General features: G+C 70.3%; 22 protein-coding genes and 1 pseudogene. 9 read left to right on the top strand and 14 right to left on the bottom strand.

Features of this window, described 5'->3' with window-relative positions:
* The first annotated feature begins 322 nt into the window (after positions 1-322).
* Positions 323-880 (top strand): hypothetical protein, encoded by a 558-nt coding sequence (locus tag G5C62_RS14275; protein WP_164701518.1) that lies wholly within the window; start codon positions 323-325, stop codon positions 878-880.
* A 310-nt stretch (positions 881-1,190) separates the two neighbouring features.
* Here G5C62_RS14275 and G5C62_RS14280 read toward each other — a convergent pair whose 3' ends face one another.
* Positions 1,191-1,550: a hypothetical protein gene (locus G5C62_RS14280; RefSeq protein WP_164701519.1), complete on the bottom strand. Its 360-nt coding sequence runs from the start codon at positions 1,548-1,550 to the stop codon at positions 1,191-1,193.
* 534 nt (positions 1,551-2,084) lie between these two features.
* Complete coding sequence (locus tag G5C62_RS14285; RefSeq protein ID WP_164701520.1) at positions 2,085-2,876, bottom strand: hypothetical protein; 792 nt, start codon at positions 2,874-2,876, stop codon at positions 2,085-2,087.
* 292 nt (positions 2,877-3,168) lie between these two features.
* Here G5C62_RS14285 and G5C62_RS14290 point away from each other — a divergent pair, with 292 nt between their 5' ends.
* Positions 3,169-3,891: a hypothetical protein gene (locus G5C62_RS14290; RefSeq protein ID WP_164701521.1), complete on the top strand. Its 723-nt coding sequence runs from the start codon at positions 3,169-3,171 to the stop codon at positions 3,889-3,891.
* 27 nt (positions 3,892-3,918) lie between these two features.
* On the opposite strand, the gene G5C62_RS14295 is transcribed toward G5C62_RS14290, so the two are convergent.
* The 9 genes from G5C62_RS14295 to G5C62_RS14335 all read right to left on the bottom strand — a co-directional run bounded on the left by G5C62_RS14295 (position 3,919) and on the right by G5C62_RS14335 (position 13,339).
* Positions 3,919-4,188: a hypothetical protein gene (locus G5C62_RS14295; RefSeq protein ID WP_164701517.1), complete on the bottom strand. Its 270-nt coding sequence runs from the start codon at positions 4,186-4,188 to the stop codon at positions 3,919-3,921.
* A gap of 144 nt (positions 4,189-4,332) precedes the next feature.
* Positions 4,333-4,581: a hypothetical protein gene (locus G5C62_RS14300; RefSeq protein WP_164701522.1), complete on the bottom strand. Its 249-nt coding sequence runs from the start codon at positions 4,579-4,581 to the stop codon at positions 4,333-4,335.
* 296 nt (positions 4,582-4,877) lie between these two features.
* Positions 4,878-5,891 carry an HNH endonuclease gene (locus tag G5C62_RS14305; protein WP_164701523.1) on the bottom strand — a complete coding sequence of 338 codons (1,014 nt, stop codon included), beginning with the start codon at positions 5,889-5,891 and terminating at the stop codon, positions 4,878-4,880.
* 324 nt (positions 5,892-6,215) lie between these two features.
* Positions 6,216-7,880 carry a PP2C family protein-serine/threonine phosphatase gene (locus G5C62_RS14310; protein WP_164701524.1) on the bottom strand — a complete coding sequence of 555 codons (1,665 nt, stop codon included), beginning with the start codon at positions 7,878-7,880 and terminating at the stop codon, positions 6,216-6,218.
* 1,157 nt (positions 7,881-9,037) lie between these two features.
* Positions 9,038-9,178, bottom strand: a complete 141-nt coding sequence (locus G5C62_RS14315) for a hypothetical protein (protein WP_164701525.1) — start codon at positions 9,176-9,178, stop codon at positions 9,038-9,040.
* A 139-nt stretch (positions 9,179-9,317) separates the two neighbouring features.
* On the bottom strand, positions 9,318-9,863 hold the full coding sequence (locus G5C62_RS14320; protein WP_346774122.1) for a Mov34/MPN/PAD-1 family protein: 546 nt from the start codon (positions 9,861-9,863) through the stop codon (positions 9,318-9,320).
* The gene (locus tag G5C62_RS14325) at positions 9,812-11,644 is read right to left on the bottom strand and encodes a ThiF family adenylyltransferase (protein ID WP_164701527.1); all 1,833 of its coding nucleotides are present in this window, start codon (positions 11,642-11,644) and stop codon (positions 9,812-9,814) included. The genes G5C62_RS14320 and G5C62_RS14325 overlap by 52 nt, the downstream gene beginning before the upstream one ends.
* Positions 11,645-12,104: 460 nt before the next feature.
* A complete protein-coding gene (locus tag G5C62_RS14330; RefSeq protein WP_241175894.1) occupies positions 12,105-12,494 on the bottom strand; it encodes a hypothetical protein in 390 nt (129 codons plus the stop codon).
* Positions 12,495-12,943: 449 nt separating this feature from the next.
* Entirely contained in the window at positions 12,944-13,339 is a 396-nt protein-coding gene (locus tag G5C62_RS14335) for a DUF6766 family protein (RefSeq protein WP_164701529.1), read from the bottom strand.
* Positions 13,340-13,788: 449 nt separating this feature from the next.
* Between G5C62_RS14335 and G5C62_RS14340 the strand changes: the two genes are divergently transcribed.
* From G5C62_RS14340 to G5C62_RS14355, 4 genes are all read left to right on the top strand, one after another.
* The gene (locus G5C62_RS14340; RefSeq protein WP_164701530.1) at positions 13,789-14,019 is read left to right on the top strand and encodes a DUF2188 domain-containing protein; all 231 of its coding nucleotides are present in this window, start codon (positions 13,789-13,791) and stop codon (positions 14,017-14,019) included.
* A gap of 457 nt (positions 14,020-14,476) precedes the next feature.
* Positions 14,477-15,442 (top strand): SDR family oxidoreductase, encoded by a 966-nt coding sequence (locus tag G5C62_RS14345; protein WP_206330644.1) that lies wholly within the window; start codon positions 14,477-14,479, stop codon positions 15,440-15,442.
* A complete protein-coding gene (locus G5C62_RS14350) occupies positions 15,430-16,194 on the top strand; it encodes an alpha/beta fold hydrolase (protein WP_164701532.1) in 765 nt (254 codons plus the stop codon). Before G5C62_RS14345 ends, G5C62_RS14350 begins: the two co-directional genes overlap by 13 nt.
* Positions 16,191-17,600 (top strand): hypothetical protein, encoded by a 1,410-nt coding sequence (locus tag G5C62_RS14355; protein ID WP_164701533.1) that lies wholly within the window; start codon positions 16,191-16,193, stop codon positions 17,598-17,600. The genes G5C62_RS14350 and G5C62_RS14355 overlap by 4 nt, the downstream gene beginning before the upstream one ends.
* Positions 17,601-18,325: 725 nt before the next feature.
* Here the strand turns inward: G5C62_RS14355 and G5C62_RS14360 are convergent.
* The 3 genes from G5C62_RS14360 to G5C62_RS28130 form a co-directional block, all read right to left on the bottom strand.
* Positions 18,326-18,991, bottom strand: coding sequence for a hypothetical protein (locus G5C62_RS14360; RefSeq protein WP_164701534.1), 666 nt, complete (start codon positions 18,989-18,991; stop codon positions 18,326-18,328).
* A 144-nt stretch (positions 18,992-19,135) separates the two neighbouring features.
* Entirely contained in the window at positions 19,136-19,618 is a 483-nt protein-coding gene (locus tag G5C62_RS14365) for a hypothetical protein (protein ID WP_164701535.1), read from the bottom strand.
* A complete protein-coding gene (locus G5C62_RS28130) occupies positions 19,615-22,068 on the bottom strand; it encodes a molybdopterin oxidoreductase family protein (RefSeq protein WP_241175895.1) in 2,454 nt (817 codons plus the stop codon). Before G5C62_RS28130 ends, G5C62_RS14365 begins: the two co-directional genes overlap by 4 nt.
* A gap of 569 nt (positions 22,069-22,637) precedes the next feature.
* On the opposite strand from G5C62_RS28130, the pseudogene G5C62_RS14375 reads away from it, so the two are divergent.
* The 3 genes and pseudogenes from G5C62_RS14375 to G5C62_RS14385 all read left to right on the top strand — a co-directional run.
* A pseudogene (locus G5C62_RS14375) lies at positions 22,638-22,871 on the top strand (OsmC family protein); the annotation flags it as partial.
* 103 nt (positions 22,872-22,974) lie between these two features.
* A complete protein-coding gene (locus G5C62_RS14380) occupies positions 22,975-23,646 on the top strand; it encodes a haloacid dehalogenase type II (RefSeq protein ID WP_164701537.1) in 672 nt (223 codons plus the stop codon).
* A gap of 695 nt (positions 23,647-24,341) precedes the next feature.
* On the top strand, positions 24,342-25,649 hold the full coding sequence (locus G5C62_RS14385; protein WP_164701538.1) for a DUF2254 domain-containing protein: 1,308 nt from the start codon (positions 24,342-24,344) through the stop codon (positions 25,647-25,649).
* The last annotated feature ends 1,087 nt before the right edge of the window (positions 25,650-26,736 follow it).

Genomic DNA, 26,736 nt, shown 5'->3' on the forward strand with positions numbered 1-26,736 from the left:
ACGGCTACACGGCGAGATCGGCCTCGTCCCACCGGCCGAGCACGAAGACAACTTCTACCGGCACAACACCGCGGCGACTACCGTCGCCGCGTCAGTTCCGAGCCTCCACTGAATCCGGGGCGGGACACTTCGACCGGCCCGCTGTCGGATCTGCCATAACAACGCCCTGGCCTCGCCGGACGGCCTGGCCTACTGCTTCGCGTGCGTTCGCTGGGCTCAGGGCCGCTGGCTACGGGACAACGGCACCGACGGACCGTGGATCAAATCCGTGGTTTGGGCGCTACGACGCGTGGTGGAGCTCGAGTTCTCGGGCCCTCCATCCGTGGCGCAGCTCAACCGGCTGCACGTCAGCGATCCGGACATCGCCGATGCAGCAATGCTGTGCCGCTTCCTCATCCCCCGCCCCGCTCTGGCCACGCTCCGCGCGCGCAGCTACGGGACCGCGCGCAGCTGGGCCCAGTGGCTTCACCTGGCCGACCTTCTCGAGGGCGGCCTACGAACCTCCCGCGGCACTATCACCGTCGCTACGGACGGGAATCCATGCCGGTCCATGCTCGAGCGGCATGTCGACGACTTCCTGCACCACTCGGGCATCGCGCATGACATCGAGCCCGCGTATCCCCGGCACCCAGATCTCAACACGACCGGCCTTCGCGCCGACTGGCTGCTTCACGACGGCACCTACGTTGAGGCACTCGGTATGCCCGAGGAGCCTGCGTACGCCGCGAAGGTCGCCCGCAAGCGCGAGCTCGCCCGTCACACCGGCATCCCGCTGCTCACCCTGACCGCTGAGGACCTGAACCGCCTGCCCGAGATCTTCGCCGCGTGGCTTCCTGCGGCGCCAGCGACTGGTGGGGCGACGACCCCTGCGCCGTTCTGAGCGACTCCTCTATGGCCGGCGGGGTAGTCCGCGCGGCGCCGACAGGGTCACGCGACTGGCAGTCAGGGAGCTTGGCCAAGTGGGAGTCGACGTCGTCGATGAGCCGGTCGCCCGGGACTGACTGGAAGTACGCCGGTCCTGGACTCGTCGTGTACCGGATTCCCGCGCGCCACTGGCCGGTCGGCCAGCGCACCCACTCGAACCGAGCACCGCGGTACCAGCAGCCGTCGTCGTGCAGCACCCGAACAGTGCGCGGCGGGTCGTAGGTCTCAGCTCAGACACACGTCCTTCACCGGGGGGACGCCCGGCGCTATGCCTGCCGCTGCCTGGCCGACCAGCGTTCAGTCGTCCTCCGCCATGTCGGATCGACGGTCCCCATCTCCGCCACGTACTCGGCGAAGGCTTGGTTGTCCCAGTCCGAGTCGCGGAGCTCGGGCTCGGGGCCATCCGTGACGCTGTCCAGAGGTTGGCTGATGACGTCCAGTAGGAAGCGCCGGTTCGCGTCCATCAGCTCCGGGTCATCGGTCCAAAGCCCGAATTCCAGATGGGATTGCGCGGCCGCCGTCCAGTTGGCCGAACCGAGCCATGTGCGTAGCGGCGTGAAGTGCCACTGCTCGTAGCCCCAGTCGTCCTCCCACACCCAAGTCCGGGCGGCGAGCAGCATCTTCACGTGGACGAGCGGTCGTGACGACGGGGCACCCAACCACCCGGCCGCCCTGACGGGACCTAACACGATCGGGTCCGGCATCGGGCTTCCCGGACCGAGGAGTGGGACGCGCCCGTCGGGCCCGGGCACGCTGGCGTCCTCGAACCCTCGGAGGTGCATCGTCGAAAGCCCGGACCCGTCACGGTGCAGTCGCCCCAGCGGCCCCCGGACCCGTTGCTGTCGATCCACCACAATGCAGCAATCCAGCGGGAGCAAGGCGCCGACGACCTCCTGCGACGTCAGCAGGTAGAGGCAGCCAATGACCGCCGGCCGCACCTCAGCCTTACAGGGCATCCCCTCGGCTGCCAGCGCCGGTAGCTCGCGTAGACCGCGGACGAGGTCGGGAACTACGCCGGAGCCGAAGCTGATTCGGGAGCGCCCCCTTCTCCCCAGGGAAACAGTCCGCTGGACTGGGCGACCTGCGGATAGCCACCCAGCGGCGGGTAGGAGTCCATCCCTTCAGCCTGTCACCGGGTGACGTCGACGATGTCCGGCACGTCACTTCACCACCTGCCGGATCGCCGTGAGACGCCGCAGCACGGCGTCGCCGGACCACGGGCCCATGCGCTTGACCGATGACGTCCACTCGGTCACCGCATCGGTGTACGCCTGCACACCGGCGTACTGCGCCATCTGAGTCTCGTACAGCAGGAGGCCGCTGTCGGCGAGGTAGAGCAGGCCTCGGTGGAATCGTTCGACGGCCGCGTCGTCCGCGTCGGAGCCGTACTCGTCGACCGACTCGTAGTTGGTCCGGCGACGGAGCTCGTACAGGAAGTCCATCACCGTCGTCCGGCGCAGACGCGCCAGGATTTCACGCCCCTTCGCGGGCAGGCTCTTGTAGGGCTGCCCGTTCGGCCGCTTCTTCTTGCTCAGCCAATCCAGCCCCGCCGACTCGATCTTCACCTGCGCGTCATCCGGAGGGGCAGCGGCCAGGTACTCGGCCGGATCCCGATGCAGCTCCATCGGGTTGTAGGCGGTCATGGTGCAGATGGCCGGCGCGAGACGGCACTCGGCCACCTTCTCTGGGTCTCCGGCGAACGTGACCGCCCACGGCCCAGCCGCACGTCGGACTCGCTGGCTCTCGAAGTCGTCGTGCAGCTTCCGGTGGGTGTCGGTCGGTGACCCGGCGACCGCGCTGACCGCCCGCGCCGCACTGAACACGGCGTAGTAGGCCTGCACCGGGAGCGTCTGCGCGGCCGCGCGTCGAAGCGTCGCGTCGTCGAACTCGTCCCAGACGCGGGCCGCGAGTTCGGTGTGCCAGGCGATGCGATGCCGCTCATGCGCACGCACGAGCAGCCGCGGGGACCGTCGGTGGCCCTGGGCTACGTCGAGCGGCCCGATGGCTTGGCCGAGTGGTGGACCGCGCTGGCAGGGACGATCGCGGTCCCGTGGCCCCTGTCCGACTCGCCTCCCACCTACTGACGAGCGGGGGCGTCGACCTCTCAGGTTCCAGTTGGAGATGGGTGCCCATGCCGGCCACGAGGCGGCCGCCCACACCGACCGGTCGACCGCGTCGGACGACCTGTCCTGTCGGTGCCTGCACGTATGTTGAGCTGCAGGTGCCGAGGAGCAGGGGACGTAGATGTTCGACCGCGACGTTGACTACCCGACGGCCGTCGCCAGCTGCGACGACGACGGCGTCGACGCGGCCATCGAGTGGTGCGTTCAGCACATGGAGGACGGTGACATGCTCACCGTGTGGACCGCCCTGAAGTCCAACCTGGGCAACTGCCCGAAGCTAGAACGGCTGGTCCACCGGAACTCCAACGTCGAGCACGTCACCGGCAGGGGCGGCGGATACATCCGCGGCAAGGGCCCGGTGCTGATGGCGTGGGCGGACATGGATGACATCGGCAAGCTCATGCGGTTCGGCGGTCGCGCCACCCGAGCGCTGTGCGTCATCCCGGCGTACGACGAGGCGGTCCGGCCGTGGGTGTCCGCGGTCAGGCCGCAGGTGCTCGGTGACGGCTCGGCGTGGGAAGGCGCGGTTCCCGAGCTCGACCCTGTCGTCGTCGAGGCGATGAAGGGCCTGACCTTGACGGTCAACCACAACAACACCATCTCGGCGGGCTACGAGAAGGACATGGTGGTCAGCGCTCTGCTCGCGCTGCACGACGCGGGCATCGAGATGGACGGTGCGGGGATGCAGGGGTGGGCCCTCGCGCACGGCTGGTCCGGGAAGAACCCCGAACGTCTAGCCAAGTACGTCGACGACATCAACGTAGGCAAGCGCCCCCGTTGTCGTCCCGTTGCCCGCGAGGACTACATCGGCCGCCTTCGAAGCCGCGCTGCTGGAGGCGAGTGACACCGACCTCGGCGCCAGGATCCGATGTCAGGCGCGCGCGGCCGAAACGGCGGGAACGCCGCGTGGGGCGCCGGTGGCGCTAAGCACTCCGGCCAGGGTATCGAGGGCGCCGGGAACCAGGGCGTAGGCGCCGGGAACCAGGGCGTAGTACGCCCACACGCCGCGCTTCTCCCTGGTTAGAATGCCTCCCTGCCCCACCACCTTGCGCCTGCGGATGTCCACGCCGGCGTCCGTCCCCGCCGGCGTGACCGTGGCATCGCGGTGCCCCATGTCCCGCAGCCACGGGCAGGTCACCACCTCCGCCTCCCGCCACGACCCGATCGGGACGGGTCGCACCCGCCGTCGGAAGAACCCGGTTCGCGGCAGCTCCGGGACCGACGTCCCACCGTCGGCGTCGGCCCGGCCCCGGGCGAGCTTGTCGCCCGCCCGCCGCTCACGTTCCTAGGCTACGACTGCTGAGGCCTCCTTGAGCGCCTCTTCGAGGTGGTCGAGCACGGGCTCGGGTGCGACCCGCACGAAGCCGGAATCCCTGGATCGGCTCGCTGCCAGGCCGGCAGCCTTGTCATAGCTGAGCCACAGCTCCCCGCCCGAACGCCCGACCTCGAGGTTCATCAGCCCGAAGGTCAGCGTCATCCCGCGCCTCTCGGTGGCGTGGATCCAGAGCTCGCGCGCGTCGAGGACGGCGACCACGTCCTCGACGCCACGTCCCGGGACCAGGAGGCGAGCCTGGACGATCCACAGGGCCGTCCTGCGCCAAAGCCAGTCGGTGATCGCGTCGGCAGCGGGGCCGGTGACCGCGGGCGGCCGTGGGCTCCGCTCGTACGCCCGCGCGCCCCTGAGCGGCCAACCATGCGAAGGCGGTGCGCTCGTCCTGGCTGATGTCGAGCACCGCACCCCCGTCTCACCGCCCGCTCCGGCCGGAACGGCGCCGAGCAATCCAGATAGTTGGGAGTTGGACGCAATGTGCCATGCCGGCTATCGCCGACTCAACGAGGCCACAGCGGCCTGCCGACGAATGCCGCCCGTCGGCCGTCGTGTCGGCTGCCGCCCCTCTGCTCTCGTCGTCGCGGGCGCGCTGGAGCTGGCGTGGGCAGTTCAACGGCCTGTACTCCTCCTGCGGGCTCCGCGCCCCCACGGCGGTGTGCCCCTTCTCGCCCGGCCAGAGGGCAGACTGCAGAGGTGCCGGTTCTCCCTGTCCCGTTCGAGACCCCGGCGCCGCTGACCGGCGGAACGGCCAAGTTCATCGCCATCGCGAACGTGCTGAGCGGTATGAGCCGGTACGCCGTCGAGGCCGCTGGACCGGGAATCGCCGTCGTGGACGCGGAAGCCATCCGGATCGCGAGCCGCCGAAGGGTCCTCGACGGACGTTGAGCCGGGATGCCTCCCGGCTGCTGCGACAGGGCGTACTCGCTGGGGGGAATCTCCCTTCGCGACGGGGCGTCGCGGGCAGCCAGGAGGTCGCGCCGGATGACGTCGGCGCACAGTGTCTGCGGAATGGCTCGCAGGTCCAGGCAGGCGGCGAGGTACGCGTGCTTGAGTGCGGCGAGCTTGTAGAGGCGGGGGTTCGGCGGCACGAACTGCAGCGCGAACTCCGGTCCCTTGAGCATGGGTTCGGCGTCAGGGTGCATCGGGCCGTCGATGATGAGTGCGAACTTGCCGTCGGCGGTCCGGCGGTGGAGCAGCCGCGGGAGCTTGCGCGCACCGACGATCCCGTCCGCGGTCGCCGTGGTGTGCCGGAAGGCGTTGTCGCGCCAGTCGGTCAACTCGGCCTCGACCCGTCCGAGGTCGTTGTTGCACCGGGTACAGGTGCGGGTCATCGATCGTCCGCCCAGCGCGCCGGGCGGGAGGTGCTCCGCGCTGGTGGGTTCCGGGCTGAGGCAGATTGGGCACCGGTCGAAGTAGTGAACCTCGATCCCGCGGACGATCTGGAATCGGTGGTCGGTCGATCCTGCGTGCGGCGCGTGGACCACTTCAAGCAGCTCACCGTCATCGCCGCGCACCGCGAGCTTTCGGACCGGGATGTTCCCCCTGCGACGCCGGGGGGAGTTCCCTATCCTCGCTGTCGCTGATCGTGCCTGACCACACGTGAGCCAGTCTGGCAGTGCATGCCGGATGAATGATTGACGTCAGCAGGGCGATCCTCACTGTCCGACTGGCGCGCTACGGTCCGACCATGTCCACGAAGCCGCACCCACCGCGCTCCTCCCCCACCCCGGAGGCAGCAGGTGGGACGGCGCCCACTTCACGTTGTCCAACTCCTCCCGGCGTCACCCAATAGACCGACGAACGGGTCTACGAGGTCTTCGAGCCGGGAGGAATCAAGATCAGGCCGGATGATCCTCCGGGTCGCAGCGGACCGCGAGGATCGCGACGTCGTCGTCGGTGCGACCGTCGACGATGCGGGTCAGCAAGCGGTCGCAGAGCTCCTCCAGCGGCAGGTGCCTCAGCTCCGCCAGAACCTCGGTAAGCCGGATGATGCCCTCGTCGATGCCGCTGCGGCCGTGCTCGACGATGCCGTCGGTGTAGAACACCACCGTGTCGTGGGGCTGAAGGACGACAGCGTGGTTGGTGCGCGGGCTGGCGGAGTCGGCGCCCAGGAGTCGTTCGGGGGGACTGTCCAGCACCTCCACGTCGCCGGCGGCGCGGATCAGCACCGGCGGCAGATGCCCGGCCGAGGACCAGCGCAGTTTCCGCTGTCGTTTGCGGGCCAACTTGGGTGACTGCTCCAGGCGGGCGACCTGGGCGGTGGCCAGGGTGCCGATGCGCAGGCCGGTGAGCACGCCGTCGACCCGGCGCAGCACCTGTGCGGGGCTTTCGGGCCGGTCGTAGGCGATGCCGCGGAGGATGCTGCGGAGCTGGCCCATCGCCGCGGCGGCGTCGACGCTGTGGCCAACCACGTCGCCGATGACCAGCAGCATGGCACTGTCGGGCTGCTGGAAGGCGTCGTACCAGTCGCCGCCGACGTGCATGTTGGTGGCCGCCGGCTGGTAGCGGACTGCGAGCTGCAGCTGATCGGGCTGCGGCGGCGCGGTGAGCAGGCTGCGCTGCAGGGTCTCGGCGACCTGCAGCTGCCGGCCGTAGAGCCGGGCGTTGTCCAGCGCCACCGAGGCGCGGCGAGCCACCTCGACGGCGGTGGCGATCTCCATCTCGGTGTGCGCCGGCCGGTCGCCGGTATTCATCAGCGCGACCGCACCGATCGTCTCGGCGCGGGCGCGCAGCGGCACGATCGTGCACGAGGTGGCGTCCAGCCGCCGCCACGCTGCGCGCACCTCCTCGGTGCCCAGGGCCGGCTCGGCGAGCGTCGGGTCGATCTCCGGCAGGTGCACCGGCTCCCCGGTGAGGAGTGCGGCCAGCAGCGGGGAGTCGTCGCCGGTGCCCCGTATCCGGCCGTCCAGGTAGGTGGCCAGGTCGGCGCGGCGAGCCGAGTCGCGGTGTGCTCGGGCCTCCTCACCGGTGGGGCGGCCGTCCTCGCCGAGTACCGCGACGACCGCCCAGTCGCACAACCGCGACACCACCAGCTCGGCCAGCTGGGCGGCGGACGCACCGCTGTCCAGGGTTCCGAACATCACCTCACTGACGTGCGCGAGGAACCGCAGCCGGTCCCGATCATCGACCTCGGCGTCGCCCACCGGCTCAACGACAGCGGCCTCGGCACCGTCCTCGTCGGGCTGCCCGGCGGACTGGTCGGCCGCGTCCCGGAAGTACACGTGCAGCAGATCCTGGGCCACGACCGCGGTCACCGACAGCCACCGGTGCCCCGGGGCGTACCAACCGCGCCACGTCGCCCGGGTGCCGACGCTGCGAGCCTGAAACAGGAAGCTGTGCAGGCCGGTGCCGGCCAGCTCGGGCAGCGCCACCCGAAGGTTGCGGCCGGTCAGCTCCTCGGCGCGCCGATCGACCAGCGCCGCCCCGGCCGGGTTGATGTAGCAGATCGTCCAGTCGCCGCCGAAGATCACCACCCCGTCGGGCAGCCCCTCCAGGACCCCCATAAGCGGCCCGGTATCGAGCCCAGGTGCGGTGAACTCCGACACCACAACTCCCGTTCCTGCGCTGCCCCTCCGCGGCGAAGGACGCGCCAGGAGCGTACGCGAATCGCCGCCGGTCACGACGTTCGTGAAAGGGGACCCGCCGCCCACGGTGCCGGTCAAGGTTCGGCGATGTCGGGTGGAAACGGCGCCACGCCACGGACAGTGCGCGGGGAAATGCCGTAGCGGGTGGCTGCCGGCACCGTCACGGGTACGCGCACAACGCCGTTCCTGACAGGGGTGATTCGCGCGTCGAGCAGCCGCGCGGTACAGCTGGAAAAGAGGCGCATGACCGAGGTCTTGTGGGGCCACCGGGCCCGGCCGGAGCCGGGTCCCGTGTCCACGGTGTGGCGGGAGAATTGATCAGCCGGGCGGAGCTCACGGCGCTACGGGACGGGCTGCGGTCCGCGCTGACCGACGGGGCCCGCCCCTCCGGCCACTGACGACGACATCGAGCGGCGCCTGCTCGTGGTCGGCGACGACCTTCCCCTACCGCACGCGTGCGCGGCCGCGGCACCGGGTCGGCGTACGGGAAGTGGCAGACGGCCACCTTCGTGCCGTCGGTCAGCGTCACCGCCGAGGTGAGCGGTTCGATCCGGACCGCGCCGGTCAGCTCGAGGTATCGCTCGGACCAGCCGTCGGCCTTGCGGCCGTTGTAGGGGTGGAACCGATCGTGGCTGCCACCGACGAGCACCACGTTCAGCGGCGACCCGGCGCAGCACCGCGAGACTGCGCTCGATCGGGCCGAGCTCGAGATCGCCGAGCAGCCGCAGCTCGTCCCCGGCCGGAACGGTGGCGTTGATGGCGTCCACAGGACCGAGGCCATGTACTCCAGGTCATCGAACGGCCGATCGCAGAACCGGATGATGTTGGCGTGCCCGAAGTGCGGGTCGGAAGTGAACCAGACGCATCAGCGGCACGGTGCCGGAAAGCTGCCCCGGCGTAGTCGCATGTCGTTTCGTCGACGACGTCGGTCGACGGAAGCCTCCGTGGCGGGCTGCTCCGCTCCCCTGTCAGGCGGTCCCGCCCGCGGACGCAGTGGCGGTCGCTGGCTTCGTCGCTGACGTCTGTTCCTGCATCTTCCCCGCTTCTGCGGAGTTCACGGGCGCGCATCCGAAGTACTAATCCATGCCGTCGTACATGGCGAGGACCGTGGTGACCGACCAGACCCGTAGTTGGGCGCGGTCGGCGTCAACGGCGAGGTCTCCGAGGGGGTGGTAGGCGGCGATCCGGCTCGCCCGCTTCTCGTCGGAGGCACTCACAGCTCAGGCGGGTGGTCGACCTTCGCCTGCCATGCGCTGCGTCGGCGTGGAACCCCTTGAAGAGGCTCCTGTTCATGCCGAGGTGGCCGCCGTCGGGTAGGCCTCGACGTGGAGTTCGTTGGCCAGCACGAGGGCCGGCTCACACGCGGCAGTCGCTCGGTGATCCCCAAACCTCCAGGGTCAGGCGATGCGGACCGCCGCGACGGCGGAACTGCTGGCGAACGGCGATCTGCCACAGCGGGCCACCGGCAAGCACGGCCATCACCGGATGGTGCGCACGGGCGTCGGGATGATCGGCGATACACCGCAGGGTGGCCCGGTCGGTGCCACTGAGCCGAACTGAGCCGCGCGGATGCGTGTGCCAGTCGCCCAGGTACTGCAGTCGTCGGCTGGCCAGCTCGTACGCCTGGGCGAGTTGCTCCTCCTGCCAGGCGGCGTCCGGCGTGAACGCCGTCGCCTGATGACTGGCGCCCGGGCCGGGGCCGATGACCTGACTGATGACCACCGCTCCCGGATGGGGAGACCAGCCCAGCAGAAGTCCGCCGGTCTCGGAGGGGAAGGCGCGCTGGGCCTCACGGAGCGCCTCCTCCAGGGCTGCCGCGGCCCACCACACCCGGCCCCGGCGGTAGCCGATCAGTGGTCGCCGCGGCACAACGGATGCACCGGCAGCGCGAGCCCGGTCCACGTCGGCGGGACCGGCGTCCCGTCAGGAGTTCTCAGCGCGAGGACGTACACGCCGTGGCCGCTGCCGGGGTACCCACCGGGCCGGCCCTGCTGCAGCGTCGCCACGGCGACCCGGACAGCATGCAAGGCCACCTCGGCGAGGTCGAAGCCCGACCCGGCGAAGGTGGGGTCGGCGCAGCCGACCGGTTGGACACCATCCTCCTCCGGCGCCGCCGACACGGGCGGGATCGACTCGTCGTTGAGGGCGTACTCCAGGCAGTACCAGCAAGCCGCCCCCGGCGCGGAGGGCAGCCGCGCAACGCGGCCACCCCAGCCGCCGTTGCTCGCCGAGACGGCGAGGTAGGGCTTGCCCCGTCGGCGTGCCAGCCACGCCAACGCCTGCTGCACGCCCTTCTCGGCCGTGCAGTCGACCACGAGGTCGACACTGTCGATGACGTCTGTCCATGCGTCGATCTCGTTGCGGTGGTCGGGCCGGAGGGCGTTGCGCGGAGCGCCGATCGCGTGCTGGATGACGTTGACTCTGACGTCGGGCGCGACGCTGAGGGCGATCTGGCTGGCGGCGACGGCCTTATCCCATCCCGCCATGTCGAGGCGGGCGGCGTGCCGGACCAGGTTGCCCGGTTCGAGGTGGTCGCGGTCGACCACGGTGAGCTGGCCGATCCCGGCCCGGGCGAGATGCTCGGTGACCGTGCTGCCCAGCGCTCCGACGCCGAAGACGGCGGCATGCCGGTCCTGCAGCCCGACGAGTTCGGGGACCCGGGCGGCCATGTCGGCCTGCCCGGCGTAGCCGGCGCGGATGAGATGCGTGGTGGTCTTACCGGGTGCCGGCGGGACGCCGCGCTGCCCGCGCCCGCGCTTGACTTGCTGCTGTGTCCGGCCGCCGGTCGGACGGAGCCGGATGAGGAAGACCCAGCCGTCCCCGGTGCCGCGGTGCACTCGCTCCTCCGGGAAGGTCAAGCCGAAGATTTGCAGTTCCCAGCCGTTGACCGGAGCGGGCTGCCACGCCCCGTCGAGGAGACGCGGCGCAGCTCTCCTGAGTTCGGTCAGGAATGCCTCCGGGGTGTTTCCTCGGAGGGAGGCATCCAGGCGAGCCCAGCGGCCGGTGACCGGTCGCGCGAAGCGGTCCGGGTTCTGCCCGGACAACGAGCAGAGGACCTTGCCGCTGTCGTCGCTGACGGTGAAGACCGCGCCGTGCAGGAGGCCAGCACCCTGCGTCGCGTCGACGCTGGTCGGGTCCAGGCGGGAGAGCCGCAGGCCGAGGGCGCCCTGGGTTCTCGTGGTAGGCAGCGTCCAGCTGCTGTCGACGAGAATCATCGAGCCTTCGTCGAAGCAGGTGTAGTAGTCGGTCCACGGCTCGGCCTGGGCTTCTTCCACGCCGGCGAGGGCCTCGACCTCCTCGGCGGAAGTGGCCGTGACCTGGCCGGCCTGCAGGGTCTTGGGCAGCTGCGTGGTCAGCAGCCAGGCCAGCGTGTCGTCGGTGTGCCACAGTGCAGTCGAGCGACCGATCAGGCAGAGGTCACCACTGAAGGGATGCACGTGGTGGGCCATCGGCGCGGCTTGGTCGCCGGTAAGGCGGACCGAGGGCCGGACGAAGGGGTACAGGTCAGGGAAGGTCACCGTCATGTCGACGGCGGCGTCGCCGATCGCGGTCACGCGCAGCTGTAGGACGCCGTGCCGGCTGGCAGCGTCGTCGATGTCGTAGCGGATTCCGGCCGCCTCGAGGCACGTCAGCTCGTGCTCGAGGCGGCCGGGGAACTCCGCCTCCCAGGGCGGCGCGCTCAACCGACCGGCCGGTCCTTCGGCGGCCGCGGCGGGTTCGGCGGTCCCGGCGGCGGTCCCGGCGGCGGCTTCGGGCTGTGCGGGTGCTCCGGGTGGTCCGGGTGGTCGGGCTTGTGCGGCTGCCCAGGCATAGCGCTCCTTTCATCCGGCGCCGTGATCGGCGACGTTTTGACCGTGTCACAGGCCTCCGACAGTTCCGGCGCACTGCGCCGCTGCCACGGGTCGACCGTCGGCGTCCCTCACGCATGCGTGGCACGTGTCGTTGCCGCCTGGCACCAGGTTCGCGACCGTCGCGGTCGCCTTGCAAGCCTGGCTGACGGCCGGTGCGGCCGTCAGCGGCGCGAGAAGCCGTCAGCCCCGCACCTCGCCCAGCGCCCGCTGGTCGCCATCGATCACGATGAGCATCGCGGGCGGGGTCAACTGTCGCCGGCCGGCGCGGCCGTGAGGCTGGGACAAGTCTCCCTTACCTGGCCGGGGCGAGGATACGGTCGAACACCGCACCGGTGCCCTGGGCCTGCACGTACTTGTCTAAGACGTCGACGAGCACGTCCTTCGCCGACCACTGCAGCGGGCGGTACAGCCCCAGCGCCGTGTTGAGTGCCACGTCCCCGACGTAGACCACGCCGAACACGGCGTTGACGGCCTTCTGACCGCGCAGGCCCCGGGCGGCGGCGATGCCGTAGGCCGCGCCCCACATGGTCCCGAGCAGGAAGTGGGTGACCCAGTTCAGGCGCCGGCGCCCTTCCGGAGAGCTCGTACGCACCGGCGTCACCTTCTCGGCGAAGTCGGCGGGGGCGTAGCTGTCGCCGCGCCCGGTGAGCGGCATCTCCGCCAGCTTCTGGACCGTCGTCATGACGACGGTCCCCGCCACTCCTGCGACAACGCCGCGCACGATCATGCCTCGGGTCGACACCTGCCTGTTCCCCATGGTCGCACCCGTACCCCGGTGTGGCGGCCCGACACAGGCCCCTGCTCGGTCAGCCGCCACGACCTGAGCCAGGGGCTCGGCGGGCCTCCACGACCCACCGCCGCTACTGACGGCGACGGGTCAGCACGCCCGGTAGACGGGCGCGCCGGTTGGGCGGCGGCGCCTGCCCACAGCACTACTCGCGTCCACGTCGGTTGCGTTGGGAGTTGACGTGCGACCTCGGAGTGACGCCGCAGCAGGTGGCCGCGTGCCGTCGCTGTCCGCGCTGCTGCGTGAGCGGAGGAGGGCGGCACGGCGCAATCCCGATGGGCAGAGTCGTAGTCGAAGGTGCCCTCGCTCTGCGCGACTTCAGGGCGTGGGTGAGTGCGTGCACGTCAGATTCGCTGCTCCGCCTCGGCGCGGTCTTCCTCCCGGTACTCGAACTCGCCGGGATCGATGCCGTGCTCGGTGAGCAGTCGATCGATCTTGGCCTCCACCCGCTCGTCGCCTTCCTTGGACTGGGACGAGCCCCAGAAGAAGAACAGGGACAAGCCCGCCGCCTGCCACACCAACTGCAGGAACTCTGACTGCCAGTTCTCGAACGTCGCGGAGAAGAACTGCGGCCAGAACTCCGACCAGGAGAACGTCGTCCCGTGTTCGAGGGCGTCGTTCCTGACCTCGGCCACCTGGAAGATGAACTGTCCCAGCCAGGACAGAAGGAACAGCAGGCCAGTGACGATGCCGAACGAGTAGGCCTTGCTGAATCGGGGCCGGTTCTTCGAGCGCGCCATGACTCCTCCTGCGGTCAGCGGTCGGGGTGACTGGAACGATCCTGGTCAGGTCGTCACCGTGCCGCACCTCGGGAGAAGCCTCGGTGGTTCTGCGCTAGGTGGGAACGAAGGGCGTCATCGGAATGTGGCGCGTGACGGCCCGTCCGGTCCCGGCCATCGGATTCTGGCCGGGGTGGGCGGGCCCTCCGGCCACCCCGGCTGCGGCAAATCCCTGAGCTGGTCGCTGGCTGCAGAGGTTTCGCCCGCGTGGGTGCCGTTCCCGCGGGCTCCGCCGTCACGGTGTCCCCTGGAGCAGGGCGGCGAGCTGCTGTTCGGGGAGACGGGTCCCGGCACCCACGACTTCTACGGTCCTGCCCTTTGAACTGACTGAACCGCTTTGCCGTGCTGGGTTTGCCGGCTGGCTCTGTGGCCCATGTGCCAAGGACCGACGACACCGCTGGAGGTGGAAGATGGCCGAACGTCACGACATCCACGTCGTGCCCCATGACCACGAGGGGTGGCTGATTCGCCGCGAGAACGAAGACCAGCCGATCGGCACCTACGCCACTCAGGCCGAAGCCGAGGTGGCCGGCCGGACGATCGCCAAGGAGGAGAAGGTCGAGCTGTTCGTTCACAGCCACACCGGGCAGATCCGCGACCGATCGACCTACGGCCACGACCCGCGGAACATCCCCGGCTGATCCGAGCCGTCAGCCTGCGACGCGCGACAGCGCCCCACCTCCCTGCGGGGGAGTGGGCCTTGCAGCATCTGAAGTGGGTCAGTTCTCGGATCCGATCCCGTGGCCGTCACGGTCCAGGTGTCTGCAATAGCAGGAGCGCCGACGCGCACCGCGGCCGCAACAGCCGCCCGCGCCGCCGAGCAGCTGTCGTAGCACGTTCCCGCAGGAACGGGCACCGGGGCGGGGGTAAAATCCCGCTGCCGCTGCCGCTGCCGCGAACCGGAACATGCGCCAGCGGCGGCTTCGGAGCGGGCGCCCGGCTTCGCCGCCGATGACGACGGGGCGGCGAACGACGTCGCCGCTGGCTTCGGCACGTTGGCTACCACCCCGCCGGTCAACGCGGCGTCGCGCCACGCCATCGGACCTGCTGGGCGGGCGTTTGGCCGTCCTCCGGTCGGGAACTGCCCCCGCTATGCGGGTGAGGGACTCGGTCGTCGTGATCACCGGAGCGTCCAGCGGCATCGGTCGCGCCACGGCGCTGGCCTGCGCCTCGGCGGGGGCCGCCGTGGTGCTGGCGGCCCGGCGTGCCGACGCGCTGGCCGAGGTGGCGAGGGAGTGCGAGGCGGCCGGCGGACAGGCGCTGGCCGTGCCGACCGACGTGACCGACGCCGACGCGGTGCAGGCGCTCGCGCGGCGGGCGGTGGAGCGGTTCGGCCGGATCGACGCCTGGGTCAACTGCGCCGCGGTCACCGCGTTCGCACCGTTCCTGGAGATTCCCCTGGAGGAGTTCCGCCGGATCATCGACGTGGACGTGATGGGGTACGTGCACGGCGCCCGCGCGGCTCTGCCGTACCTGCGGGACCAGGGCAAGGGCGTGCTGATCAACGTTTCCTCGGTCGTCGCCGTCGTGCCCCAGCCCTACACCCACGCGTACTCGATGGCGAAGGCGGCGGTGCGGGTGCTCAGCGCCAGCCTGCGCCAGGAGCTGCGGCTCGACGGCGCGAAGGGCGTCAAGGTGTGCACGGTGATGCCGCCGACGATCGACACGCCGTTCTTCGACCACACCGCCAACTACACCGGCCGCAAGGCCAAGGCGATGCCGCCGGTGTACTCGGCCGAACGGGTCGCGCGCACCATCGTCGACCTCATCCGGGTGCCCCGCCGGGAGGTGATGGTCGGGCCGATGGCCCGCAACCTGCTGATGCAGTCCAAGTTCGCACCGGGGCTCGCCGAGCGGATGATGGGATCGCAGGTGGACAAGATGCACCTGTACCGGACCAAACCCGCACCGGCCACGTCGGGCAACCTCTTCCAGCCGGCGCCGGGCACCGGCTCGGTGTCCGGGGGATGGCACGGCCGGCGCCAGACCGCGCTGCGCCGCGCCGCGTCGACCGCCGCCCTCCTCACCGGCGGTCTGGTGGCGGCACGCCGATGGGGCCGCTGACCCGCTGGGACACCCACGAGTTCACGGCCGCGGCCGGAACCCGTGTCCACGCCGCGCTGCTCGGCCCGCGTGACGCGCCGACCGTGGTGTGCGTGCACGGGCTGGGCTGCTCGCACCGCTACTTCCTGCCGCTGGCCCGGGCGCTGCGCCGCGACGCCCGGGTGGTCGCCCCGGACCTGCCCGGGTTCGGCCGCACGCGGGGGCCGTCCCGGGCGCTGGACGTGCGGGGGCAGTCTCGAGCGTTGGCCGACTGGCTGCGGGCCACCGCCCGCGGAGGCGCGGTGCTGGTCGCCAACTCGACCGGCTGCCAGACCGCCGTCGACCTCGCCGTCCACTCCCCGGAGCTGCTCGGCCCCCTGGTGCTGGTGGGCCCCACCGTGGACCGCCGAGCCCGCACGACGGTGCAGCAGGTGGGCCGGCTGATCGCGGACACGCCGTGGGAGCGGCCCACCCTCGGCCCGGTCCTGCTGCGTGACTGGGCCGCCTGCGGCGCGAAGCGGTACGCCGCCACGTTCGCCTACCTGCTCACCGACCCGATCGAGCGCAAGCTGCCACACGTGCCAGTACCCACCGTCGTCGTCCGCGGCGCCCGTGACCCCGTCGTGCCACGAGAGTGGGCCGAGGAGGTGACCCAGCGCCTGCCCGCCGGCCGCCTCGAAGAGGTGCCCGGCGTCGGGCACACCGTCAACTGGTCAGCACCCGAACGGCTCGCGCGCATCGTGCGGCCGCTGCTGGCCGGGGAGCCGACATGAGCGCCCGGTCGCGCGCGGCCCGCTACCTGGTCGACTTCGACTCCGGGGTCAACACCGCCCGCGCGGTGGGCCGGTACCTGCGCGGCAAGGACCACCGCGGCATGTCGGTGGGACCCAGCTCCCGGCTGCTGGCCGACCTCACGTCGTCGCTGCCGACGCGGGCGCGCCGCGGCACCTTCTCCGCCATGGGCGTGCAGCAAGGGATCCCCCTGGACCACGCCCGGCGGATCAGTGCCGACGACATCGCCGACTGGGTCACCGCCCAGTACCCCGGCGGCCCCTACCCGGTCGTCATGATCGGCTCGCCCAGCGGCGCCGCCGTCCACCTCGCCGCCGCCCTGCGTGCGCCGTACCTGCCGCAGACGACGCTGGCCGCGGTCCGCGAGCTCGGCACTCATCCGGACGATCCGCGCGCCGCGATGGAGGCGCTCGCACCCACGGCCCAGCTGGTCGCGAAACGCAACCCCGACGTCGCCGTCCACCACATGCACGACCCGGCCCAGGACCGGCCGATGCTCGAGGGGATGGCCTACCTGCGGCTCAAACGCCGGACCCTAGGGCGCAGCTGGGAGCGGTTCCTGGAGGAACGCCTCGCGCCGGGCGGCACCATCCTGCTGGTCGAGTGCACCCGCACGTGGCGCACCCGCCAGGTCGGCGAGCGGGCGTACTTCCAGTTCGGCTGCCTGGGCGGGGTGTCGGAGGAGGAGTACCACGACAGCGGCGCCCGCATCGCCGACTACCTCGCCCGGGAACGCTCACCCCGGCGCCGGTGGGATCCGCCCGAACCCGACGGCCGGCGACCCGAAGCCGAGTGGGGCTTCGATCCCGCGCTGCGCCCGGACCTCGAGCGGGTCGCCCAGCGGTGCGGCTACCGGCTGCGCCGCCTCGTCGTCGAGGAACCCCAGGATCTCAGCGACTTCGTCGCCGACCTGCACCGCTGGTGGTACCGCCGCCGCGGCCTGCCCACGGAGCGACTGCTCGCGCAGTCCTACGTCCAGTGGGACCCGCTGTGGGCCCAGCGACTCGGCGCCGTGCCGTTCTGGCTCCGGTTCAACATGCAACCCTCCTTCGAGGACCTGCAGCGCTACCTGCACCACGCCGACCCCTACGACGAGATTTACGTGAACCTGTTCTCCCAGGGGCTGTGGTCACCCGGAGTCGTCCCGGTGCGCCACTGGCGCGAGCTGGCCGCATCGGCCGCACGCGTCCGTGGCCAGGTCATCGGCGTCGACGAGGACGCCTACCCCCTCGACGCCGGCAGCACCATGCGCTACCAGCCCGCCTTCGCCGCACTTCCGCCCCGCCACCCTCTGCCGGCACCGCTGGACGTGGCCGAGATCGACCGCTTCCTCCAGAGCACCACGGCCTCCTACCGGCTCACCTGGTCGGAAGCTGCATCAGCCTGACCGGGCCGGCCGTCCGGTCAGGCAGCGATACGTCGCCTCCATGCGGTCGACGAGGTGGGCGTACACAGGCAGATGGGGCTCCGTGTCGTCGGTCGGGATGTTGACCTGCACGTGGACACGCTCGCGCCCGTCCGTAGCGATCGTTGTTTCCTTCAGCGAATGTGGCGCCGGCCCGGATGCCACGTCAGCCGCGACCGGGGCGCAGCCGCACCCGCGAGGCTCGGCAAGCTGCACATACCGGCGCCGTCAGCGGCCGGCCCCCTTCGGCCGACACGCAGGACGCCTACGCCGAACTGGCCGAGGAGCTACGTATCACCGATGCACCCGACTCGGGTAGGCCCGGCGCATCGCCGACGCCGCCCTCGCCAGCGCCCAACAGGACATCGACCGACTCACCGCCGACATCGCCGAAGCCCGTGCCTGGGCCGGCTGCTCGTCGACACCTTCGGCGTCCCGGCCCTCACCCGCCTCGGCTCACCCCCAGGTCGATCTCGAGCTCGCCGAACATCCGCCAGCCGGTCTCTGACCGCCCCCCATCCTGTGGCCGCTTCCGCATCGGGGAGGTGGCCAGAGCCGGGGTCAGCGGCCCTCGGGCGCTGCGCTCAGCCAGATGCAGACGGCGTGCCCCGGCGCGGGGCCCGTCGGGCTCGCGTGAACCGCTCCCGGCGTCGCCCGCCTGCCGGTTCCTCTTCGGGTGCAGCCGCCGCCGTGCCATTCCCCGGTGCTCAGCCAGGGCTCGTAGTGGAACAGCCACTCGCTGATGCACGGCACACCACCGTGTCGGCGATCAGGTGCCGGCCGCTGACGAACTTGTCGTAGAAGAGGCACAGCTCGTCGCCGGGGAACACGTGCGGCAGCGGCTCCCCGGGGCGGCGCTCCAGCGGCGGGTCGACGACCGTCACCCGCGGCCGCTGCCCCCGATGGTAGGAGAGGCGGACGGCGCGGCGCACGCTCAGTGGGGTCGGCTGGAGCTTCACGCACCAGGTCAGCCGGCCGGATTGAACGAGCGGGCGGCGGCACGTCCGGGTAGCGGGCGCACAACGCCCATGCCTGCTGCGCGACGGTGATCGGCCTACGCCGGGGTGGAGCCACCGAAGAACCTGTGGTCCCGCACCGGCTGCCCGGCGCCGGCGGTCAGCCGTCCCCCCGGTGGCCACCCGCAGCCCACCGGTCTCCCGCAGCCGGCGAGACTGCTCCCCGATCACGCCGATCGCCTTGGTGACGGGGTCGGCGCCGAAGGCCTGCTTCAGCCGCTCGTGGACCGCCGGCGCGCCGCCGCGCTCGCCCCGCGCACCTTCCAGGTCGCGGGCGATCCGCTCGTACCAGCCGATGAACTTGCGTCGCTGCTGCGGGTAGTCGTTCCACTTGTCGGCGAAGTTCTCCCCGCGCACACCGGGTTCTCCACCCAGTACCGGCCGCTGCGCCGTTCGAACATGACCGTCGCCAGAACGAGGGCGAGGAAGCTGAGTGGTAGCGGGGTGGCCACGGCCTCAGCACCATCCGGGTGGCGACCGGACCTGCATGGCTGTCAGTCGTCAACTGGCGAGGACCTGCGGGGAGGTCACCTTGAGGTGGGAGTTGGCCCATCGTGTCTGGCGCAGCGACTGCGGATGACAACGCTCGGCCAGGTCGAGGAGCTCCTTCTCCTTAGCGCCCTGTGCGCCCTGGGCCAGTAGTTCCCAGTCCACCGACGTGCCGGCAGCCTCCCGGTACAGGTGCCGCAGATCCGCCAGCAACAGCAGCCCGGGTGCCGAGCGTCGTCCCATGAGCTCCGACGCCCGCTGTCGGACCGCGGCCAGGGGGCCGGGGTCCTCCGAGGCCTCCGGGTCGAGGTCGAGTCCGAAGTCGTGGCCGATGGCGGCGAGGTCGGCCACGTGCTGCCTGGACCACTTCGCCATGTCGCGGCACACGTAGAAGACCTCGTGGTCGGTCTTGTGCCGGTCCGACATCGACATCAGCACGGTGACCAGGTGGTTCTCGGAGCGGTGCAGCTCCTCGATCGCCATGTCCAGCTTCATGCCTGGCCTCCCGCGAGCTCCTGGGCGCGGGCGGCGTCGCCGCCGGCTGTCGGTGGGACGCCGGTGGTGACGGGCGCGGAGCCGGTGTTCGTGGGTGCGGACGACGGGACGCCGTCGCCGGATGCCACCCGCTCGACTTGCGCCGCCGCCGTCTTGAAGATCGGTTGCTTGGACACTGGGTCCCAGTCGGTCAGGGTCAGTTCATTGGCCGCCCGGCCATTGCCCTTCCTGGGTTCGTGGCCGGAGTCGGTGTCCCAGTACCCGTAGTGGAACGGGAGGAAGAGGACGCCGGGACGGATGCCGCTGATCCGTAGTCGGCCCTGGACGCGGCCGCGCGGTGTGCTGACCTCCAGCATGTCGCCCTCGGTGAAGCCGCGGTCGGCGGCGTCGCCGGCGGCCATCTCCACCCAGACCTCGGGTGCGGCCTTGTTGAGCTGCGGGGCCCGGCCGGTCTTCGTCCGGGTGTGGAAGTGGTACAGCGTTCGGCCGGTGATCAGCTGGAACGGGAACTCCTGATCGGGCAGTTCGTGCGGGGGCAGGTACTCGGCCGCCTTCAGCACTGCCCGGCCGGTCGGGTTCATCGCCTTGTACTCGGTCTCCTCGACCGGAGCACCGGTGACCATGTCGCGGCCGTAGCTCTCGCAGTAGTCGGGCTCGGCCCAGAACTGCCCGTCGGCGTAGATGCGCTCCGTGCCGTCGGGGTGCTCGTCGTTGCACGGCCACTGGATGCCGCTGCCGCCGCGGAGCTTGTCGTAGGACAGGCCGGTGTAGTCACACGGCCGCCCGCGGCTGCACTCCTTCCACCCCTCGAAGGCGCCCTCGGCGTCGGACCACTTCACCAAGGGCGCGCCGTCCTTGTCCTCGAGGCCCAGCCGGTGCGCGAAGTCGATGAGGATGTCGAGGTCCGCCCTCGCCTCGCCGGGCGGCTCGACGGCCTTCTCCGAGAGGTGCACCGTGCGGTCGACGTTGGTGAACGTGCCGGTCTTCTCCCCCCAGGTGGCGGCCGGCAGGACGACGTCGGCCAGCTGGGCTGTCTCGGACAGGAAGATGTCCTGCACGACGAGGAACAGCCGCTCCTGGGCCAGGATCCCGCGGATCCGCTCGAGCTCTGGCAGGGAGACGGCGGGGTTCGTCGCCGTCACGTACATGAACCGGATCGAGCCCTCCTCTGCGTACCGGAACATCTGCATCGCGTGCGTCGGCGGCGAGTAGTGCGGGATCTCCATCGGGTCGACGTTCCAGACCCGGGCCAGATCCTTGATGTGGCTGTCGTTGGACCAGTTGCGGAACGCCGGCAGGTCGCCGTCAGCGCCGCACTCGCGGGTGTTCTCGGCAGTGGGCTGGCCGTTCATCTGCAGGATGCCGCAGCCGGGCTTGCCGAGCAGGCCCCGGATCAGGTTGATGTTGTTCACCTGGACGGCGGCCGCCGTGGCCTGATGCGACTGGTAGAACCCCTGCAGCACGGTGGAGAGCAACCGCTGCGCAGAACCGAGGATCCGGGCCGCCTCCCGGATCTGCTGGGCCGGCACATCGCACACCTCAGCGGCCAGCTCGGGGGTGTACGCCTTCACCTGCTTCTCGAGTTCGTCGAAGCCCACGGTGTGCGCGTCGATGTACTCGCGGTCGATCCAGCCGTTTCCGACGATCTCGTGCAGCAGCGCGTTCATCAGCATCACGTTGGTGCCCGGACGGGGGGCGAGGTGGACCGTCGCCGCCTTCGCCACCGGGGTGAGCCGCGGATCGACGCAGATGACCTGCGGCGGATTGGGCCCGGCGAGCCGGTCCAGGATGCGGGTCCACAGGACTGTCTGGGTCTCGGCCATGTTGTGCCCGTAGAGGGCGATGACGTCGGCGGAGTCGATGTCGGTGTAGCTACCGGGCTGACCGTCGCTGGCGAAGGTCTCCTTCAGCGCCGCCGCGGCGGTGGCGGTGCACAGCCGGGTGTTGCCATCGACGTGGTTGGTGCCGATCCCGCCATGGGCGATCAGCCCGAGGGTGTAGTACTCCTCGAGGAACAGCTGCCCGGTCGTGTAGAAGCTGATGGCGCTGGGCCCCTGCTCCTCCAGCAGCTCCTTGCATCGTCCGGCCACCGCGTCCATCGCGGTGTCCCAATCCGTTTCGACGAGCTCTCCGTCCCTGCGGATGAGGGGCTTCGTCAGCCGGTCGGGCGAGTTGTTGGCCTGCCAGCCGAACAGGTCCTTCGGGCCCAGCCGGCCATGGTTGACCCGGTCGACCGCTCGCCCCCGGACCCCGACGATGCGTTCGTCCTTCACGGCGATGTCGAGCCCGTCGCCGTTCGAGTGCAGGATCGTCGCCGACTGCACCCACCGGTCGACGTCGTCCTCGCTCAGCCCGTCGGCCAGGTAGGAGTCGACCCGGGTCGGCCACGTCTCCCCCGGCCCGTACGGCGTTCGGGAACCCCACGGCTCCGCGATGCGATCGACCTTCACCACTGATCCTCCTTCGCGCCGTCGTCCGGGCTCGCCGCTCCGCCCTGCCCGCGCCGTCCGTGCACGAGGGCATCACCTGCGCCTACAGCCTGTGGCACCGAGCCCGGATATTCGACCCGGGGACACATCGCGACCCGACGCCATCAGCGGAGCCGTTCGCCTGGGCGTAGGCGGCCGAGGATCCAGTGAGCATCATCCAGCCCCACCCCGAACATGACACACAAGGCCGCAAGTCGGAGCCGACTGCGCCTCGGTGCCCACACCATTGACTTCCTCCTCCGGGGCCCGGATATGGATGAGCAGCTCTGGGTAGGTGGCGCGGACGGAGCACAGCAGAGGGAGGCCATGTGGCTGACATCGCGTATATCTCGGAGGTTCGCGTCGAGCGCCTCGGCGGCCCACTCCGCGCGGCATACCTGCCGGGCGAGGAGAACCCAACCGTCTATGGCATGCACGGGGCCATCGCCGAGCACTACGGGGTGGAACCAGGAAACGCCCCTAGCCACGCAAGCACGATCGATCACCTGGTCGGTGCCGCTCTTGGTTAGCTCACCGGGACGTTCGCCGGGGCGCTGGCTGCCCGGCGGATCGACCCCACCGGTCTGGTGGGGCATGCCCGGGGTGAAGTGGAACTGGAAGGCAAGGTCCTGGTGGTCAAGCGCATCCTCGCGACCTACACGGGCTTGACCATCGCCGACGCGGATGCCGAGAAGGTTCAGCGGGTGCTGGCCATCCACGCCGACGGCTGTCCGGTCGCGCGGAGTCTGAAGGGTGCCATCACCATCACCACGCAGCTCGGCTGAGCAGGACGGGCTCCGGTGGAGCCGGCGGGCACAGGCCCCGACAGGCGCAAAGGTGATCCTCCCAGCACGATGACCGGCCAGCACATGATCGTGAGGAGCACTTGTGAGCAACCCACCTTCGGTACTCGTCTTCGATGTCAACGAGACGCTGTCCGATCTGCAACCGATGGCGCAACGGTTCACCGACGTTGGCGCGCCCGGTCACCTCTCGAGGTTGTGGTTCGCCATGGTGCTGCGCGACGGCTTCGCCCTTACCGCCGCCGGTTCCCCGCAGCCCTTCGCGGAACTAGGTGCAGGAGCACTGCGCACCGTGCTGACCGGCCTCGACCTGGACCGTGACCTCGAGACAGCCGTCGCGCACGTGATGCAGGGCTTCAGCGAACTCGGTGTGCACGACGACGTCCCAAATGGCGCGAGAGGTCTACGAGACGCTGGTCTGCGCCTGGTCACCTTGAGCAACGGATCGAGTCAGGTGGCCGAGCAGCTCCTCACCCGGGCCGGCATCCGGGACTGCTTCCAGCATCTGCTCTCGGTGGAAGACGCCGGGGCGTGGAAGCCTGCGCGAACCGCGTACGAGTACGCAGCCGGCGCCTGTGGCACCCCGCTCGATGCCATGACCTTGGTGGCAAGTCATCCCTGGGACATCGACGGCGCCGGACGCGTCGGCATGAGCACCGTCTGGATCAATCGCACCGGCGCCTCGTATCCCGACTACTTCACTCCCCCGACGCACACTGTCTCCGCGCTCACGGACCTCGCCGGCCGGCTCGCCTGATGCAGCCGCGCGGACAGACCTCCGGGCGTCCTCGCGACTGGCGGGACGCTTCGACCCGTCGGCCGTGAAATCGAACAGGGCAACGAGGAAGATTCCGAGGTGGATCAGCGGCGTGGGCGGGAGCCCGTCGTACAGCTCTTCGCCGATCGCCTCGCCGGCCTCGGCGATGTCGGGCAGCAGGTGGAGAAAGACGGAGGCGACGACAAGCCCGTCGGCGACGGAGCCGGTGGCCGCTCCGGCACGAGAGGCAGTTCTCGGAACCCGGGCACGGCCAATGGCAGCGCCCCCGACAGCACCCGAGGACGAGCGCGCCAACGACGCTCGGCCCGGTGGTCGATTCGGAATCCACGCACTTCCCAGCTGCCCTGGAATAGCGCCGGCGGCACCGCTGCCCAGCACCTCCGCGCACGCAGCGCCCTTGCCCGATGTACGTCAACGCCGTCCGTGCCGAAAGAGCTGAACGAGGGCGCGAGGCGGCGGTGACTCACCCGGTACCCGTCCAGGCATGCCGTCGCTTCCCCTGGCGTGGCCACCATGCATGGCTTGTTCGGCGACCTCGTATGAGGTCCGGCATGCTGGCCGGGTTGCGGCCGTGACCACCAGAGGCGGCAGCGCGCCACGAGGAGGATGCATGCCGAAGCGGCTGGACCAAGGAGTACATCCTGAGTAGTACTCGGGGTCCGTCGAGCGAGCAGATGCGCGCGTCCCTGTGGTTCTGGCCCACGATCGCGGCACTCGGCAGTCTCGCCGTGACGGTGGGTCTTCTCATGGTCCGACCCGAACCCACCAGTACGTTCGCCGAATGGGTGTGGCCCACGGACCCCTCGACGGCGGCCTCGCTGCTTCAGTCGGTCGCGACCGCTTCCATGGCGGCGCTCAGCCTCACCCTGTCGCTGACCGTGGTGGCCCTGCAGTTGGCGTCGCAGCAGTTCTCGCCGCGGTTGCTGCGCTCCTTCGCCAGGGACGGAATCGTCCAAAGCACTGTCGCTGTGCTGCTCTCGGCGTTCGTCGCCTCGCTCGTGACGCTGCGTGGGCTGGACCCCGAGCGCCCGTTGCCCGGTCTGGCCGTCCTCCTCTGCAGCCTGCTCGGGCTGGCCGCAGGAAGCATGCTCATCGTCTTCATGGCGCACATCGTCGGGCGGCTGCGGGTGGACAACATGATGGCCGCCGTGCACCACGACGCCAGGTCCACGATGTCAGACGCATACGAGCCCTACGGGGAGGGTCCGGAGTTCCCGCACGAGGACCTGCCCGGTCCCGAGGGCGGAGTGCTGATCCCCGCCTGGCGTAGCGGATTCGTGCGGACGGTGGCACCCGAACCGCTCCGCGACGCGGCCCGCCGGCACGGGGTCTTCCTCTGGCTGGGCGTGCGTCCGGGCGATTCCGTCGTGGTAGGCAGCCCTATCGCCAGTGCATTCGTGGGTGACGGGTCCGACGTGCCAGTGGATGCACTGGTCCGCGACCTGACAGAGGTGGTCGCTCTCGGATTCGAGCGCACCGAGGAGCAGGATGTCGCCTTTCCCCTGCGCGAGCTGATCGACATTGCGATCAAGGCCATCTCCCCCGCTGTCAACGATCCCACCACAGCCGCCGAGGCGCTGGGGTACTGCGCCGACCTGCTCGTCCGTCTGACTGGCCGACGACTCGGTCCCCAGGTGCTTCAGGACGACGACGGGACTCCCCGTGCCGTGCTGCCCGACCGCGACCTGCGCTACTACCTGGACCTCACGTGCGCGCAGGTCCGGAGGTTCGGCCGGAACGAGCCTGCGGTCCTGACCGCCGTCCTGCGAATGCTCCGGGATGTGGCAGTGGCATGCCGGGATGACGAGCAACGCCAGGACGTGATGGAGCAGACGGAGCTCGTGCTCGCCGAGATGTCGGACAGCCTGCTGGAGAACGACAAGAATGCCGTCCGCGACATGGCCAGGCGCGTCCACTCGGCTCTCTCCGGGGACACCGATGACGCATTCCGGGACCGCGCAGGGCAGACCCGTTCCATCTGATGACGGGTCGGCGAGATTCCTTCCTTTCGCGGCAGAGTCGCCGCTTTTCGTCGGCCCGAACAGTGACTCTCGCGGCCTGATTGGCGGCCAGTGCAGTCATGCAACGACGTCCATGCGCTGGCGACGCGAAAGCGGCTCTGCCCTGCTGTTCACGGTCAGCGATACACGGCGTGAGCCCCACTGGCGAGAACCGCCAGCGCGGCCGATACGGCGTCCTGCCGATCCTGGGGGAACCCGAGCGTGATCCGAGAGAGGCGGACAAGAACCGACGTACCGCACGCAGACACCGTGGCTGCTCCCCGCCGGACGAAGATCGTTGGCGTTCCGGTGACGATCCGCACCTCCAGCGCGCAAGGCACCTGCAGCAGTAGTCACACTGCAGCCGTGGACCGACTCGAAGCTGGAGACGACGGAGCACGCGACGCCTCATACCGGACGCACGAGCACCGAGACCGGAGCTGTACTTGGTGGCGACGGGTCCGGCGGGGCGCTCTGACGAGCGGATCAAGGGAGGCCGCTGGTGCACTGCCACGCCGCGGTCCGGTGACGCCACCTCACCGCTCCGCCCTGCCGCGCTGACCAGACCCGAGCGCCTACGACTCAATGTCGCGCCCGGCCAGATCCAGCTCCGACGACCGTTGTCCGGTCGGCGCAGTTCCGCTAACTTCGACGACGGGTCAAGACTGCGGCCCGTGTCGCCCCTAGCAGACAGCACGTTCCGGCCGCGGGCACTCCGCGTCCGTCGCGTCCCTCATGAACGCCAAGGTGATCGTGTGTCTGTTTCTCCGACTTCCTCTGCCACACGTTCCGGTGGCCCGGGATTCGAAGTCCGTGTTGACCTTCTCCACGGTCGTCTGGACCTGGCTGGCTATCTCGATCGCCGCACTACCCATCTGGTCCACGACGCCGTCTCCACGTTGCTGCAGAGCAACCGGAACCACTGGACAGTCGACGTCGCTGGGGACTTGACCCCTGATCGTGGACACGCTGAATCCGGGCCCGGCCTGGAGGAAGCGAGAAGATCAGACGGTGGCGAGGAAGACGTACTCCGAGGAGTTCCGCCGGGATGCAGTGGAGCTGTACCGGT

The sequence above is a fragment of the Modestobacter sp. KNN46-3 genome (genome assembly GCF_011039295.1).

Coding starts and splice junctions, on each gene's coding strand:
- G5C62_RS14330 (WP_241175894.1), bottom strand. CDS start 12,494: ATGACGACGGTCCAGAAGCTGGCGGAGATGCCGCTCACCGGGCGCGGC.
- G5C62_RS14355 (WP_164701533.1), top strand. CDS start 16,191: ATGAGCGCCCGGTCGCGCGCGGCCCGCTACCTGGTCGACTTCGACTCC.
- G5C62_RS14340 (WP_164701530.1), top strand. CDS start 13,789: ATGGCCGAACGTCACGACATCCACGTCGTGCCCCATGACCACGAGGGG.
- G5C62_RS14385 (WP_164701538.1), top strand. CDS start 24,342: ATGCGCGCGTCCCTGTGGTTCTGGCCCACGATCGCGGCACTCGGCAGT.
- G5C62_RS14310 (WP_164701524.1), bottom strand. CDS start 7,880: ATGGGGGTCCTGGAGGGGCTGCCCGACGGGGTGGTGATCTTCGGCGGC.
- G5C62_RS14365 (WP_164701535.1), bottom strand. CDS start 19,618: ATGAAGCTGGACATGGCGATCGAGGAGCTGCACCGCTCCGAGAACCAC.
- G5C62_RS14350 (WP_164701532.1), top strand. CDS start 15,430: ATGGGGCCGCTGACCCGCTGGGACACCCACGAGTTCACGGCCGCGGCC.
- G5C62_RS14335 (WP_164701529.1), bottom strand. CDS start 13,339: ATGGCGCGCTCGAAGAACCGGCCCCGATTCAGCAAGGCCTACTCGTTC.
- G5C62_RS14290 (WP_164701521.1), top strand. CDS start 3,169: ATGTTCGACCGCGACGTTGACTACCCGACGGCCGTCGCCAGCTGCGAC.